Here is a 14,235-nt window from a genome sequence, read left to right as displayed (position 1 = left end):
TCGGCGCGACCCGGCGCGGGGTCAGCGGCGGGCGACGCCCTCCGCCCGCGCCGCGGCGGCCACCGCCGAGGTGACCGCGGGGGCGACGCGCTCGTCGAAGGGGGAGGGGATCACCCGGTCCGGGCTCAGCTCGTCGGCCACCACGGCGGCCAGCGCCTCGGCCGCGGCCAGCTTCATGCCCTCGGTGATGTCCGTGGCCCTCACCTGGAGCGCCCCGGCGAAGATGCCGGGGAAGGCCAGCACGTTGTTGATCTGGTTGGGGTAGTCGCTGCGTCCGGTGGCGACCACCGAGGCGTGCTTGCGGGCGACGTCCGGGTGGACCTCCGGGTTCGGGTTGGCCATGGCGAAGACGAAGGAGTCCTGCGCCATGGTGGCGACGGCCTCCTCCGGCACCGTGCCGCCGCTGACGCCGATGAACACGTCGGCGCCCTCCAGTGCCGCCTGGAGGGAACCGCTGAGGTTCGCCTTGTTGGTGAAGCCCGCCAGCTCCCGCTTCACCTCGGTGAGGTCCTCGCGGTCCTGGGAGACGACACCCTTGCGGTCGCAGACCGCCACGTCGCCGATGCCCGCCTCGACGAGGATCTTGGCGATGGCGACCCCGGCGGCGCCGGCGCCGGAGATGACGGCGCGCAGCTGGCCCAGCGCCCGGCCGCTGAGCTTGGCGGCGTTGCGCAGCGCGGCGAGGGTGACGATGGCCGTCCCGTGCTGGTCGTCGTGGAAGACGGGAATGTCCAGCCGCTCCTTGAGGCGGGCCTCGATCTCGAAGCAGCGGGGTGCCGCGATGTCTTCCAGGTTGACGCCGCCGAACGAGGGCGCCAGCCGGGCGACCGTGTCCACGATCTCGTCGGTGTCCTGGGTGTCCAGCGCGATCGGCACCGCTTCCACGCCGCCGAACTGCTTGAAGAGGATGGCTTTGCCCTCCATGACCGGAAGGGAGGCCTCCGGGCCGATGTCGCCCAGTCCGAGCACCGCGCTGCCGTCGGTCACCACGGCGACGACCTGGGACTTCCAGGTGTAGTCGTCGACGAGCTCGGGCTGCTCGGCGATGGCGCTGCAGACCTTGGCGACGCCGGGCGTGTAGGCGAGGGACAGGTCGTCCGCGTCGCGCACGGGCACGGTGGCCTGCACGGCCATCTTCCCGCCGCGATGCAGGGCGAACGCCGGATCGATGACGTCCGGTTCCAGCCCGTCCTTCTGGTTGACGATCTCCGCTGCCACTGTGTTGAACCCCTTTGTCGAATCGTGTGAGGGTGACCGCTCCCTGCGGTGAGGAACGGGCGGGCACCACGTCCGTTTCCCGGGCGAGCGGCCTGTCGCGGCCCGGAGGGAGGTACGGACGCCGGGCGTGCCGCACACACGCCCTGGTCCCCGGGTGAGGGGTGTAATCGACCTTTCTACCCGACGACCGCCACCGCGGACGACTCACTTCCGGCCGCTCCGGCGTCCATCCTGGCCCAATCCCGGACAAGCTCGACCGTTCCGGGCGCGATGTCCGACAGGTGAGACGGAAGGCAGGGTTCCGGCGCGGTGCAGGGCGCCCGGCCGCCTTTACGGCCTGCGCAGGTGCCCTGTAATCGGATTCGCCTCTCCGTTATCCGATTGCGACCTCGGCGGCGTCCTGCTCCCGCCTGTCCGGATGGCAAGATGCCCCCCATCCGTTCATCCGCTCATCAGTTCACGTCGGACACGGTCGCGACATCCGAAGGTGTGTGCCCGACCCCACGGCTGCTCCCTCACCGCCAGGAGGACCCGCCCATGACCGCAAGCAGGCCCCACACCGCCGGCCGGACCGCGCGCGGGGCCGCGCGGCGCGCCCGGACCGTTCCTCTCGCTCTGCTGGCCGGTGGCGCCCTGCTGCTGGCAGGCTGCGGCGACCAGACGGACGGTGCAAACGGCGGCGGGTCCGGAGGGAGCGGCGGCGAACTGAGCGCGAAGCTGCCCGACAAGATCCGCGACGCGGGTCTCGTCAAGGTCGGCTCGGACGCCGCGTACAAGCCCATGGAGTACAAGGACGGCGCGAACATCGTCGGTCTGGACGTGGACATCGCCAACGCGATGGGCAAGAAGCTGGGCGTCCGGTTCCAGTTCACCAACGGCACCTTCGACGGCCTGATCACCTCCATGCAGACCGGCCGTTTCGACATGATCATGTCGGCGATGACGGACACCAAGGACCGCCAGGAAGGTCTCGGGGAGGACGGCAAGAAGGCGGGCAAGGGCGTCGACTTCGTCGACTACCTCTCCGCCGGCTCCTCCATCCTCGTCCGCAAGGGCAACCCCGAGAACGTCGAGACGGTCGGCCAGATGTGCGGCAAGAAGGTGGCCACCCAGCGCGGCACCACCTCGCACGAGATCCTCAAGGCCCAGACCAAGAAGTGCGTCAAGGACGGCAAGAAGAAGATCGACGTCGAGGCCTACAACACCGACGACGAGGCCCGGCTGCGGCTGAAGGCCGGCGGCGTGGTCGCCGACATCTCCGACTTCCCGGTCGCCGCCAACGCCGCCAAGTCCAGCGGGGACTTCGAGGTGGTGGGCAAGCAGATGCAGTCCGCCCCCTACGGCGTGGCCGTCAGCAAGGACAACAAGATGCTGCGGGGGGCCCTGAAGGCCGCCATGGACGCCATCATCGAGGACGGCAGCTACCAGCGGGCGCTGGAGAAGTGGGGCGTCCAGGACGGCGGCGTCAAGAAGGTCACCGTCAACGCCGGCTCCTGAGCCGGGCCACCACCGACAACGACCGCAGGGCCCACGACCGCCCCCGCCCAGGATGCTGAGAGGCAAGTCCCCGTGAAAACAACCGACGCCACCCCGCCCGACGGGTCCTCCCCGTCGAAGACCGCCCCGGAGGCCATCAGGGCCATACCCGTGCGGCACTACGGACGCTACGTCGCCGCTGTCGTCGTCCTCGGGCTGCTGGCGCTGCTGGCCAACGCCGTGGCCGGGGCGGACCTGCAGTGGTCGGCGATCCCCGACTACTTCTTCGACGGCCAGGTCCTCGAAGGCGTCAAGAACACCCTCGTCATCAGCGTGCTGTCGATGATCATGGGCCTGGTGCTCGGCATCGTCCTCGCGGTGATGCGGATGTCGAAGAACCCGGTGACCTCCTCGGTCGCCTGGGGCTACATCTGGTTCTTCCGCGGCACGCCCGTCTACGTGCAGCTGCTGCTGTGGTTCAACCTGGCGTTGATCTTCCCGATCCTCGACATCATGCCGATCTACAAGGACGAGATGACCGACGTCATGACCCCGTTCATGGCGGCGCTCCTCGGCCTCGGCCTCAACGAGGCCGCCTACATGGCGGAGATCTGCCGGGCCGGCATCCAGTCGGTCGACGAGGGCCAGACGGAGGCGTCCCAGGCGCTGGGCATGACAGAGACCCAGAACATGCGCCGCATCGTGCTGCCCCAGGCGATGCGGGTGATCGTGCCGCCGTCGGGCAACGAGTTCATCAACCTGCTGAAGACCTCGGCCCTGTGCGAGGTGGTCACCTACGAGGAGACGCTGCGCAAGGCACGCAACATCGGGAACAACTCCGGAGCGGTCATGGAACTGCTCATCGTGGCCACGCTGTGGTTCCTGATCATCACGACCGTCTTCAGCATCGGGCAGTACTACCTGGAGCGCCGCTACGCCAAGGGGGCGTCGCGGCAACTGCCGCTCACGCCGTGGCAGAAGGTGCGGCGCAACCTGTTCACCTGGCACCGTCGGCCCGCGCGCTCCGGAGGCATCTCGTCATGACAGCGATGGTCAAAGCCGAGGCCGTCCACAAGTCGTTCGGCCCCGTCCACGTCCTGAAGGGCATCGACCTGGAGGTGCGGACCGGCGAGGTCTTCTGCATCGTCGGCCCCTCGGGTTCGGGCAAGTCCACGTTCCTGCGGTGCATCAACCACCTGGAGAAGATCAACGCCGGCCGGCTCCACGTGGACGGCACCCTGGTGGGGTACCGCGAGAAGGGCGGCAAGCTCTACGAGCTGCGGGACCGCGAGGTGGCGGCCCAGCGGCGCGACATCGGCATGGTCTTCCAGCGCTTCAACCTCTTCCCGCACATGACGGCGGTGGAGAACGTGATGGAGGCGCCCGTCCAGGTCAAGCGGACGCCCAGGGCGAAGGCGCGCAAGCGGGCCGAGGAGCTGCTGGACCGGGTCGGGCTGGCGGACAAGCGGGAGAGCTACCCCGCCCAGCTGTCCGGCGGCCAGCAGCAGCGGGTCGCCATCGCCAGGGCCCTGGCCATGGACCCCAAGCTGATGCTCTTCGACGAGCCGACCTCCGCGCTCGACCCCGAACTGGTGGGCGAGGTCCTGGACGTGATGAAGGCGCTGGCCCGGGACGGCATGACGATGGTCGTGGTCACCCACGAGATGGGCTTCGCCCGGGAGGTCGGTGACTCGCTGGTCTTCATGGACGGCGGCGTCGTCGTCGAGTCCGGCGCACCGCGTGAGGTGCTGACCAACCCGCGGCACGAGCGCACCAAGTCGTTCCTGTCGAAGGTGCTGTAGCCGCGGACGCCCAGGAACCCGTCGATCCTGGAATAGCCGGCGCGGATGTGATGCTGTGGGCGCCATGGCTTACAACGCACACCTGGGCAGGGTCGGCATCTGGGCGGTCTCGCTGCGCACCGACGACGCCGCACGACGGGCGCAGGTCGAGGAGGCCGCCGCCGAACTGGAGGAGCTGGGGTACGGCACCCTCTGGCTCGGCGGCAGTCCGTCGCCCGACATGGCCTACCGGCTGCTGGCCGCCACCTCGCGGGTGACGGTGGGCACCAGCATCCTCAGCATCTGGCAGCACGCGGCCCCCGAGGTCGCCGCGCGCCACGCCCAGCTCAGCGACGAGTTCGGGGGCCGCTTCCTGCTGGGGCTCGGGGTCAGCCACGACGAGATCAAGAGCGGCGCCACTCTCGACCACCCGCTGGTCAACCGCCCCTACTCGGCCATGCGCTCCTATCTCGACGTGCTGGACAACGCGCCCAGCCCGGTGCCCGTCGCCCAGCGCGCGCTGGCGGCGCTGGGGCCGAAGATGCTGAAGCTGGCCGCCGACCGGGCGCTGGGCGCCCTGCCCTACCTCGTCACCGCCGAACACACGTCCGAGGCTCGTGGCATCCTCGGGGACGGCCCGCTGCTGGCGCCCGAGCTGAAGGTCGTACTCCAGCGTCCGGGCGCCGACCGCACCGAGGCCCTCGGCACCGCCCGCGACTACCTGGCGGGCTATCTGCAGCTGGCCAACTACCGCAACAGCCTCCAGCGTCTCGGCTTCACCGAGTCCGACTTCGACGGCGGCGGCAGCGAGCGCCTCGTGGACGCCGTGTTCGCCCTCGGCGACGCGGAGGCGGTCCGGGCCCGCGTCGACGAGTTCCTCGCGGCCGGCGCGGACCACGTCGCCCTCCAGGTCGTCACCGCCGACACCGGCACCGACCTCCCGCGCGAGACCTGGCGCACCTTGGCGGAGGCCCTGCCGGTGGGACAGTGACCTTGTGAGCTCGCTGTCCGGGTGAGCGGGACGCGCAGCCGCGCACGGAACAGATCCTCGTGGAGGAGTTCGTGCGCTGAGCGCGTGATCCGGCTCGCTCCGCGTCCGTCCGGGCTGTTGCCGGGCGGACGCCGCGGCGTAGCGTCGGCGGCATGTTTGCTGCCTACGCCGCGCGTATCGACAAGGAACAGCCGCTGGCCGGACTGGAGCTGGGGGAGAGGCCCGAGCCGAAGGTGCCACCGGGGTGGACGACCGTGGCGGTGAAGGCGGCCTCGCTCAACCACCACGACCTGTGGTCGCTGCGGGGCGTGGGGCTGGGTCAGGAGTCGCTGCCGATGATCCTGGGCTGCGACGCGGCCGGGATCGACGACGACGGCAACGAGGTCGTGCTGCACTCCGTCATCGGGCAGAGCGGCCACGGCGTGGGCCCCAGGGAGCCGCGCTCGATCCTGACCGAGCGCTACCAGGGCACGTTCGCCGAGCGGGTGGCCGTACCGCAGTGGAACGTGCTGCCCAAGCCGGCGGAGCTGTCCTTCGAGGAGGCGGCCTGCCTGCCGACGGCGTGGCTGACCGCGTACCGGATGCTGTTCACGAACGCCGGCGTCCGCCCCGGCGACTCGGTGCTGGTGCAGGGCGCGGGCGGCGGCGTGGCCACCGCGGCGCTCGTCCTGGGCGCGGCGGCGGGGCTGCGGATGTTCGCCACCAGCCGGGACGCGGCCAAGCGGAACCGCGCCCTGGACCTGGGGGCCGAGGCCGCGCTGGAGGCGGGCGCCAGGCTGCCGCACCGGGTGGACGCCGTGCTGGAGACGGTGGGCGCCGCCACCTGGTCGCACTCGGTCAAGTCGCTGCGCCCCGGCGGCACCCTGGTCATCTCGGGCGCCACCAGCGGCCCCAACCCGCCGGCCGCCGAGCTGAACCGGATCTTCTTCCTGGAGCTGAAGATCGTCGGCTCCACCATGGGCACCAAGGAGGAGCTGGCCTCCCTGCTCGCTTTCTGCGCCGCCAAGGGCATCCGGCCGGTGATCGACTCCTGCTTCCCGCTGGACCGGGCCCGTGAGGGCTTCGAGAAGATGGCGGGCGGTGAGCTGTTCGGCAAGGTCGTGCTGACGGTCTGACCGTCCGGGCGGCCGAAGGCCGGCCCGCCAGGCCGGGGGCGGGTGATCCGGTACCGCTGACGGGCGGCTCCTCGTGCGGCATACTCGCGTCTCGAACTGACGGTCGCAGGTGGCGAGTCGAGAGCGTGGTGGAGAAGGGGATGAATCCCGACGCGGTGCGGACACGTGCACGTACCCGGGCGACGATCCGTGCGGTCGGCGAGGAGGACCTGGGTGCTGCGCGTGCGCTGCTGCACGCGGCCTTCCGTACGGACGAGGTCAGCAGGTGGATCTTCCCCGAGGAGGACCGCAGGGAGGCCCTGCACCCGGTGCTGTTCGGGACGTTCCTGGCGGGCGCACACGCACACGGCACGGCGGAGCTCACCGGAGACGGTACGGGCGTCGCCCTGTGGTTCGACGTACGGGACGGCGCCCAGCACGGCGGTGAGGAACTGGGCGCGGCCCTGGACGAGGTCGACCCGGGAAACGAGCGTCTCCGGGCGATGGGCGAGCTGACGGAGCAGTGCCACCCGCACGAGGACCACGCCTACCTCCAGGCCGTCGCCGTCGCCCCGGACCGGCAGAGCCAGGGCATCGGGGGCGCGCTGCTGCGCCACCGTCTCGCGGTCTGCGACCGGGAGGGGCTGCCCGCCTACCTGGAGGCGTCCTCCGAGCGGAGTCGCGCCCTGTACGAGCGGCACGGGTTCGCCGTACGCGGCGAGGGTATCCACTTGCCGTTCGGGGGGCCGGTGATGTGGCCGATGTGGCGGGAACCTTGCGGGTGAGGTGAACGGTTCGGCTAACTGATCGTTTCAGAAAGAGTCGAGCTACGGGTTTCGTGCTCGACGATCTTGGTCGGCATCGTGTTCCGGATGCGTGCTGATCTTGTTCCGGATGACCTGTGGGAGCGGGTGGCGCCGCTTCTGCCGCCCGCTCCCGAACGGCGTCACCGCCGCCCGGGCCGACTGCGTGTTCCGGACCGAGTGGCCTTCGCGGGTGTCACGTACGTCTTGCGCACCGGTATCGCTTGGCGCGATGTCCCGGCCGACATCGTGGGCTGCTCCGGCGTAACGGCCTGGCGCCGGCTGCGGGACTGGACCGAGGCTGGCGTCTGGCCACGTCTGCACGCCGTCCTGCTGACCGAACTGCGCCGCGCCGACCTGCTGGACCTGGACGACTGTGCCGTGGACGGTTCTCACGTCCAGGCCCTCAAAGGGGGGCGCGTCGGCCCCTCGCCCGTGCCCGTCCCGGCTCCCAGCACCATCTGATCGTCGACCGCCATGGCACCCCGCTCGTCGTCACGCTCACCGGTGGCAACCGCCATGACGTCACCCAGCTCCTGCCACTGCTGGACGCAATCCCAGCGAGTCGGGGTCTGCGAGGCCGTCCCCGCCGCAGCCCTCGGCGTCTGTATGCCGATCAGGGCTACGACTTCGACTTCGACAAGTACCGTCGTCTGCTGTGGAAGCGCGGCAGCAAGCCGATGATCGCCCGGCGCGGCGTCGCGCACGGCTCCGGGCTGGGCACGGTGCGCTGGGTGGTCGAGCGCGCCTTCGCCTGGTTGCACCAGTTCAAGCGGCTCCGCATCCGCTACGAAGGAATTTCACCAGGGCCTGCTTGAACTGGCTTGTAGCCTCGTATGCCTTCGCCGCCTCCGCACTTCATTCTCCAAGGATCAGTAGGGGGTGCTCGCCAGTTGGGTAGCAGTGTCGTCGCCTCGTACAGGGCCTCAGCGAGTCGAACTTCGATTCCGGGCCTGTCCGTGGGTCTTCGCTCCGTCTGTAGCCGGCGTGATCCCGCTCGCTGCCTTCGTGTGGGGGCAGAACCCCACGGCTAGCCGGCTGCACCCTGGGCGGCACCGACGAACAGATGCTCCAGCTCCTGGAGCCATACGCCGCGGGCAGCCCGGCTCATCCTGTCGTCGCCTGCCCCGCCGCAGGGCACTTCGGGCGCCGCACAGTCGCATCACTCATCTCCCACACGACCGAGGCGGCTGCAGGGAGAAGGGTTAGGCGTTGGCGGTGTCGATCGGCTGTCTCCAGACGAGCACGGCGACGGTGCCCGCGAGGATGACCGCGGTGAGGGCGAAGGGGACGGGGATCAGGGGGTCGATCAGGATCAGGAGGCCGGCCAGGGGCAGGATGGTGTTGACCACGCGGTCGGCGTGCGGCCTGATCGCCAGCGCCCAGATGCCGAGGACGAACACTGCCAGAGGGATCGTGTAGGCGAGCGACGCCCAGGGCTGGTGGAGCTCGCTGTGCCCGGTGAGCACATCGATTTCGACTTCGATGCCCGCGGAGAAGGCGCCCGCGGCGGCGAAGATGAAGAAGTGGCCGTACCCGTAGGCCAGGGAGCTGGCGAAACTTGAGATGGCGTGGTGGTGCGGCGGCCAGAAGTAGATCCACCACAGGGCGGCGGTGGCAACCAGCGTCAGTGCGGCGACGCCGATCAGCGGCGTGAGGTGGGCGGCCTCGTCGAGAGCCTCGATGATCGCGTTGGCCGACGCGAGCAGGCTCTCACCGAGCAGGATGAGGGTGAACAGGCCGTAGCGCTCGGTGATGTGGTGCGGGTGCCACGGAGTGGAGCCGGTGCGCTCGGCGACGATCGGCACGGCGAGCTCGGCGGCCACCAGGACGACAAGGGCGACGAAGAACGTCGATTCCGGCAGCAGCAGGGAGGCCAGCCACAGTAGTTGGACGCCGGTGATGCCGCCGGCGTAGATGAGCGTGGCGCTCCGCGCCTGTCCGGCGGAGCGGGAGGCGCGCAGCCACTGGGCGACCAGGGCCAGGCGCATGACGACGTAGGCGAGGATCAGTACCGAGTAGTTGTGGTCCTCGAAGGCCGGTTTGATCCCGGAGGCGAGGACGAGCACGCCGCCCATCTGCACGATGGTGAGCACTCGGTAGAGCCAGTCGTCGGTGTCGAAGGAGGTGGCGAACCAGGTGAAGTTCATCCAGGCCCACCAGATCCCGAAGAACACGATCCCGTAGTTGAGGAGCCCTTCGAGGACGTGCCCTTTCGTAAGGGCGTGGTGCAGCGACACCGCGGCGGTGCTGACGGCGACGACGAAGACGAGGTCGAAGAACAGTTCGAGGGTGGAGGCGGTGCGGCCCTCCGCGTCGGGGTCGCGCGGCCGCATCGGGACGAGCCGGAATCGGGATTCGACGGTCATGACGGGGATGCCTCCGTGTCCTGGTCATGGGAGGTCCGCGGCCAGGGGTGGGGTGGGGTGCTCGGTCCCGGATGCTTGCCGTAGAGGGTGGCGACGACGGGGATGACTTGACCGTTCGCACCGGCAGGCCGGACTGGTGATGGCGGGCAGAACAGGCCGTGCGGTCCGGGGCGTCACCCGCCCCGGACCGCTGCACGCATCCGGGGCGTCACTCCTCGGGGACCACCTCGAGGGTGTTGCGGCGTACGGGCTCGGTCGACATCGTCACCGAGTACTCGCTGTCCGCGTACTTCTCCAGGTAGGAGGCGTCGACGGCCTGGTTGGTCTCCTCGTCGTCGGGGTCGACGGGTACGAAGCGCACCGGCTTTTTGACCCCGCCGGCCGAGATCCGGCCCCGGCCGGTCTTCAGGGCCGGCCCGTACCACTTCCCCCGTGTGCCGTTGTAGGAGCGGATGAAGATCCGGTTCCCGACGGGCACGGACCAGATGTCGACGGTCTTGGGGGTGGTTCCGTCCGGCAGGGTCGCCCCGACGGTGAAGTAGGTCTCGGCGTTGATGCGATCGAGCTCATCCGGAGTCCAGGCGGTCATGGCCGGTCTTCCTTTCGCGTCTGCGGTCAGGCTGCCCCGCTTGAGCGGGGCGGGGCGGCGACGACTGCCTGGGTCAGAGCTTGTCGGCGAAGAAGGGGCCGAGCTTGCTGACGGCCTCGGCGACCTCCTTCTCGCCGTCGTAGAGCTCCATGTGGTTCGATCCCTCGACGACGTGGAAGGACTTGTCCTTGCTCGCGGCGCGCGCGAACAGGTCATCGCTCATCCACTTCGATCCGGCCTCGCTGCCCGCGATCACGAGCAGCGGCTGCGTGAGGAACGCCTCGGCCTTGTGGAAGGCGTCGTAGGTGATGATCTGGCTCAGGCTGCGCGCGGTCATGAAGCCCGGCGCGTTCGGGTGCTCGCAACGCGGCGTGTGGTAGTACTCCCACGCCTGGCGCAGCTCCTCGTCCGGCGCGTCTTCCTCGCGCATCGGTGCGAGCGGGAAGGGGTTGTCCTTGCCCTGGACATCGGTGGTGCGGGCCTCCGCGCCCATCGCGAGCAGGGGAGCGGCGTCGGCGTCGGCGACGTCGTTCGTCCAGCCGTTGCGGAACATCTGGCCGGTGTTGACGAGGCTCACGGTGCCCACGGCCTTGATACGGGGATCGTTGATCGCGGCGTTCGCGGTGTAGCCGGCCCCGGCACAGATGCCCATCGCGCCGATGCGGCTGCTGTCCACGTAGCCGAGCGTGGTCAGGTAGTCGACCACGGCGCTGACGTCCTCGGTGCGGATGTGCGGGTTCTCCAGCTGGCGCGGCTCCCCGGTGCTCGCGCCCTGGAACGAGGCGTCGTAGGCGACGGTCACGAAGCCGTGCTCGGCGAGCTTGCCCGCGTACAGGCCGGCGGCCTGCTCCTTCACGCCGCCGCCCGGGTGGGAGACGACGATCGCCGGGTAGGTCTTCGACGCGTCGAAGCCTTTCGGGAAGTTGATCACCGCGGCGAGGGTGGTGCCGTAGCCGTTGAGGGTCTTGATGCTGATGTTCTCGCTCATGATGTTCCTCGGGTCTGCTGTCGAATGGGTTTCTGGGTGGGCCGGGATCACAGGTGGGCGCCGAAGAATTCCGTCGCGGCTTCGATGGCCTGGCGCGTCGGCTCCGGCCGGTCGTAGAGGTCGTAGTGCGAGGTGTCCTCCACGACGAGGAGCCGCTTGTCCTTCGTGGCGGCGCGGCCGTAGATCTCCTGGCCGTCGCGGTAGGCGCCGAGCCCGCCGGGCTTGTCGCCGATCACGACCAGCAGCGGCCGGGTGAGCAGCTGCTCGGCGTCGAAGAACGCGTCCCAGCCGATCGCCGCCGCGCGACGCGACAGCACCGCGCTCGTGGCGCCGCCCGGGCTCTGTCCCCGGCCGGTCTTGTAGTAGTCCGTGGCCTCCAGCACGTCGATGTCCGTCAGCCCCGCCTCCCGTCCGGCCTCGACCGAGGCAGGCAGGAGGTCGTCGACCCGCGGATCCGCGCCGCGTGCCTCGGCGGTGCGCTGCGCCGCCATCTGCTCCAGAGCGCCGATCGGGTCGTAGCCGCCGAATGACTCGCGACTGAGACGCCCGAAGTTCACGCCGGTGATGCTGGTGACGGCCTTGATCCGGCGGTCGGTCATGGTCGCGTTGATGACGTAGCCGCCACCGCCGCAGACCCCGATCCCGCCGATGCGGTCCGCATCGACGTAGGGGAGCGTCACGAGGTGGTCGACCGCGACGCGGACGTCCTCCACGCGCTGCGCGGGATCCTCGACCACACGCGGCTGCCCGCCGCTCTCACCCTGGTAACTGGCATCGAAGACCAGCACCACGTAGCCGGCCTCCGCCAGCGCCTTCGCGTACACGGTGCCGGCGGTCTGTTCCTTGCAGCTGCCGATCGGGTGAACGCTCACGATCGCCGGATAGGAGCCGTTCTCGTCGAAATCCTCGGGCAGGTGGAGGATTCCCGCCAGGTCCCAGGCCATCCCCGGGGAACGGAAGCTCACACGCTCGGTCCGTTCAGTCATGATTCCTCCTGGCTGTCCTGCTCATCGTCGTCCGGGAGCCGGATCGGCGCCCGTCGGCTCTTGCGACATCAACAGTGGGTGCCCTCGATCGAGGGTGGAAGGTTGCGACAGAACCCCCCTCGGAGGGGGGTCTGGCGGAACCTGGCCCCTGGCCCCGATCGCCCATAGCGTGAGGTCATGGCACCGAAGGACGAGCGCGTACGGGACTTCCTGGCCACCCGCCGCGCGAAGATCACCCCCGACATGGCCGGCATCCCGGAGGGCGGCGGAGCGCGCCGCGTCCCCGGCCTGCGCCGGGAGGAGGTCGCGATGCTCTCCGGCGTCTCGGTCGACTACTACACCCGGATCGAGAAAGGCGACCTGACAGGGGTCTCCGACGAGGTCCTCGACGCCCTGGCCCGCGCCCTGCAGCTGACCGAGGACGAGAGCGCCTACCTCTACGACCTCGCCCGCACCGCGCGCCGCCCCTCGCGGGCGAGGAGACAGCCGAAGCCCGCGGCGGGCGTGCCGCAGCAGGTACAGCTGCTCATCGACGCGATGAGCGCCACCCCCGTCATCGCCCTGAGCAGGAGGCTCGACGTCCTCGCGGCGAACCCGCTCGGCCGGGCCCTGTTCGACATGGCCTTCACCAGCCCGACCCGGCGCTCGTCGTCCTCCCCGCCGAACCTGGCCTCCGTCGTCTTCCTCGATCCCGCCGCGGCCAAGTTCTACGACGACCTCGACGATGCGGCAGCCGCGTGCGTGCGCATCCTCCGGGCCCAGGCCGGCGCGACACCGCACGACAAGCATCTGATACAGCTCGTCGGCGAGCTGTCCACGCGAAGCACCGACTTCAGATCCCGCTGGGCCGCTCATGATGTCGGCGTCCACCGCGCAGGCAGCAAGACCCTCCACCACCACCAGGTCGGAGAGCTCATCCTGGGCTTCGAGGAACTGACCCTCGACTCCTCACCCTCCATCACCCTGTCCGCGTACATCGCCGAGCCCGCCTCCCCCACTGCCGAGCGTCTGCAACTACTGGCCAGCTGGGCAGCGACGACCGGGGCGCCGCACCGGTGAATCAGGCTGAGCTGCCCGCCGACGCGGGGCGTCTCGATGCCGCCGAAGAACGCAGCACGGTCAGCAAGGCGGCGTCCAGGCGCTTGTCCCGGCCCAACCCCGCGGCAAGCGCCAGGCCGTCACGCCGAAACAGCCCACGGTCTTCGCCGGGACGTCCCGCCAGGCGACGCCGGCCAGCGCTGTTCGGTCAGGAACAAGCAACCGCCTCAGATGCCGGCGGCGCCGCTCGGGAGCGGGCCTGCCGACAGGCCGACAGGAACAAGATCAGCACGCACTTGGGACGCCCTGGCGACCAAGCTCGTCGAGCACAGGATCCGCAGCCACCTCATTCTGAAACCATCAGTAAGGCTTCGGCAGGAACTGCGCCATGTACTCGTCGAACGGCAGGATGCCTGCCTCGACCCGGTAGGTGTCCATCTTCTCCGGGTCCTCCACCGGCCACGGAACGGGCCGGCCGTCCTCGGCCACGCCCTGGATCTGGGTGCTGTAGCGCTGCGGAAGCCCCGCGTTGACGTGGAACCTGTCCTGGAGGAAGGCCAGCCGGCTCGGCCCCTCGGGACCCGCCGAGCCGTCCCGCACCGCGTCCTCCAGCAGCCGCACCGCCAACTGCTGCACGTCGAGCTGACGGTCGGCGTGCTGGGCGACCAGCCAGGCGGCGAGGGCCCCTTCCTCGCCCACCTCCTGGGCGGTCGGCCAGTGCCCGTGCTCCCGGAGCAGTGCGCGCAGGGTGTCACCGTGCCGGGCGGTCAGCCGGCGCCAGGCCAACTGCTCGGCGGGATCACTACTGTTGGCCTGGGCCGCCGCGGCGTTGTCCGCGGCCTTCATCGTGACGAGGGTGTGGGCGGGTTCAGAGGCCATGCCGCCCACCCTAGGAGCCGTCC

General features: G+C 69.9%; 13 protein-coding genes and 1 pseudogene. 8 read left to right on the top strand and 6 right to left on the bottom strand.

Going from position 1 to position 14,235, the window contains the following annotated elements; translation table 11 throughout:
• Positions 1–21: 21 nt before the first annotated feature.
• A complete protein-coding gene (locus H297_RS0102045; protein WP_027735687.1) occupies positions 22–1,218 on the bottom strand; it encodes an NAD(P)-dependent malic enzyme in 1,197 nt (398 codons plus the stop codon).
• A gap of 537 nt (positions 1,219–1,755) precedes the next feature.
• Between H297_RS0102045 and H297_RS0102040 the strand changes: the two genes are divergently transcribed.
• The 7 genes and pseudogenes from H297_RS0102040 to H297_RS40985 all read left to right on the top strand — a co-directional run bounded on the left by H297_RS0102040 (position 1,756) and on the right by H297_RS40985 (position 8,242).
• Positions 1,756–2,715 carry an ABC transporter substrate-binding protein gene (locus H297_RS0102040; protein WP_027735686.1) on the top strand — a complete coding sequence of 320 codons (960 nt, stop codon included), beginning with the start codon at positions 1,756–1,758 and terminating at the stop codon, positions 2,713–2,715.
• A gap of 72 nt (positions 2,716–2,787) precedes the next feature.
• Entirely contained in the window at positions 2,788–3,738 is a 951-nt protein-coding gene (locus H297_RS0102035) for an amino acid ABC transporter permease (protein ID WP_027735685.1), read from the top strand.
• Complete coding sequence (locus H297_RS0102030; RefSeq protein WP_027735684.1) at positions 3,735–4,496, top strand: amino acid ABC transporter ATP-binding protein; 762 nt, start codon at positions 3,735–3,737, stop codon at positions 4,494–4,496. The genes H297_RS0102035 and H297_RS0102030 overlap by 4 nt, the downstream gene beginning before the upstream one ends.
• A gap of 64 nt (positions 4,497–4,560) precedes the next feature.
• Positions 4,561–5,466, top strand: a complete 906-nt coding sequence (locus H297_RS0102025; RefSeq protein WP_027735683.1) for a TIGR03620 family F420-dependent LLM class oxidoreductase — start codon at positions 4,561–4,563, stop codon at positions 5,464–5,466.
• Positions 5,467–5,618: 152 nt separating this feature from the next.
• Entirely contained in the window at positions 5,619–6,581 is a 963-nt protein-coding gene (locus H297_RS0102020; protein ID WP_027735682.1) for a zinc-binding dehydrogenase, read from the top strand.
• A 140-nt stretch (positions 6,582–6,721) separates the two neighbouring features.
• Positions 6,722–7,345, top strand: coding sequence for a GNAT family N-acetyltransferase (locus tag H297_RS0102015; RefSeq protein ID WP_078513667.1), 624 nt, complete (start codon positions 6,722–6,724; stop codon positions 7,343–7,345).
• A gap of 87 nt (positions 7,346–7,432) precedes the next feature.
• Positions 7,433–8,242, top strand: a pseudogene (locus tag H297_RS40985) (IS5 family transposase).
• A gap of 326 nt (positions 8,243–8,568) precedes the next feature.
• Here H297_RS40985 and H297_RS0102005 read toward each other — a convergent pair.
• From H297_RS0102005 to H297_RS0101990, 4 genes are all read right to left on the bottom strand, one after another.
• Positions 8,569–9,732: a low temperature requirement protein A gene (locus tag H297_RS0102005; RefSeq protein WP_027735679.1), complete on the bottom strand. Its 1,164-nt coding sequence runs from the start codon at positions 9,730–9,732 to the stop codon at positions 8,569–8,571.
• Between the two features lie 208 nt (positions 9,733–9,940).
• Complete coding sequence (locus tag H297_RS0102000) at positions 9,941–10,321, bottom strand: DUF2255 family protein (protein ID WP_027735678.1); 381 nt, start codon at positions 10,319–10,321, stop codon at positions 9,941–9,943.
• Between the two features lie 73 nt (positions 10,322–10,394).
• Complete coding sequence (locus tag H297_RS0101995; protein WP_486589373.1) at positions 10,395–11,360, bottom strand: alpha/beta hydrolase; 966 nt, start codon at positions 11,358–11,360, stop codon at positions 10,395–10,397.
• Positions 11,357–12,295, bottom strand: a complete 939-nt coding sequence (locus H297_RS0101990) for an alpha/beta hydrolase (RefSeq protein ID WP_027735676.1) — start codon at positions 12,293–12,295, stop codon at positions 11,357–11,359. The genes H297_RS0101995 and H297_RS0101990 overlap by 4 nt, the downstream gene beginning before the upstream one ends.
• A gap of 177 nt (positions 12,296–12,472) precedes the next feature.
• On the opposite strand from H297_RS0101990, the gene H297_RS0101985 reads away from it, so the two are divergent.
• The gene (locus H297_RS0101985; protein ID WP_027735675.1) at positions 12,473–13,354 is read left to right on the top strand and encodes an MmyB family transcriptional regulator; all 882 of its coding nucleotides are present in this window, start codon (positions 12,473–12,475) and stop codon (positions 13,352–13,354) included.
• 339 nt (positions 13,355–13,693) lie between these two features.
• Here H297_RS0101985 and H297_RS0101980 read toward each other — a convergent pair whose 3' ends face one another.
• Positions 13,694–14,212 carry a DUF6624 domain-containing protein gene (locus tag H297_RS0101980; RefSeq protein ID WP_027735674.1) on the bottom strand — a complete coding sequence of 173 codons (519 nt, stop codon included), beginning with the start codon at positions 14,210–14,212 and terminating at the stop codon, positions 13,694–13,696.
• Positions 14,213–14,235: the final 23 nt, after the last annotated feature.

The sequence above is a fragment of the Streptomyces sp. CNT360 genome (genome assembly GCF_000424785.1).
Note: the sequence above shows the minus strand (reverse complement) of the source record. Positions and strands in the feature narration are given on the sequence as shown.

Coding starts and splice junctions, on each gene's coding strand:
- H297_RS0101990 (WP_027735676.1), bottom strand. CDS start 12,295: ATGACTGAACGGACCGAGCGTGTGAGCTTCCGTTCCCCGGGGATGGCC.
- H297_RS0101985 (WP_027735675.1), top strand. CDS start 12,473: ATGGCACCGAAGGACGAGCGCGTACGGGACTTCCTGGCCACCCGCCGC.
- H297_RS0102020 (WP_027735682.1), top strand. CDS start 5,619: ATGTTTGCTGCCTACGCCGCGCGTATCGACAAGGAACAGCCGCTGGCC.
- H297_RS0102000 (WP_027735678.1), bottom strand. CDS start 10,321: ATGACCGCCTGGACTCCGGATGAGCTCGATCGCATCAACGCCGAGACC.
- H297_RS0102040 (WP_027735686.1), top strand. CDS start 1,756: ATGACCGCAAGCAGGCCCCACACCGCCGGCCGGACCGCGCGCGGGGCC.
- H297_RS0102015 (WP_078513667.1), top strand. CDS start 6,722: ATGAATCCCGACGCGGTGCGGACACGTGCACGTACCCGGGCGACGATC.
- H297_RS0102025 (WP_027735683.1), top strand. CDS start 4,561: ATGGCTTACAACGCACACCTGGGCAGGGTCGGCATCTGGGCGGTCTCG.
- H297_RS0101980 (WP_027735674.1), bottom strand. CDS start 14,212: ATGGCCTCTGAACCCGCCCACACCCTCGTCACGATGAAGGCCGCGGAC.
- H297_RS0102005 (WP_027735679.1), bottom strand. CDS start 9,732: ATGACCGTCGAATCCCGATTCCGGCTCGTCCCGATGCGGCCGCGCGAC.
- H297_RS0102030 (WP_027735684.1), top strand. CDS start 3,735: ATGACAGCGATGGTCAAAGCCGAGGCCGTCCACAAGTCGTTCGGCCCC.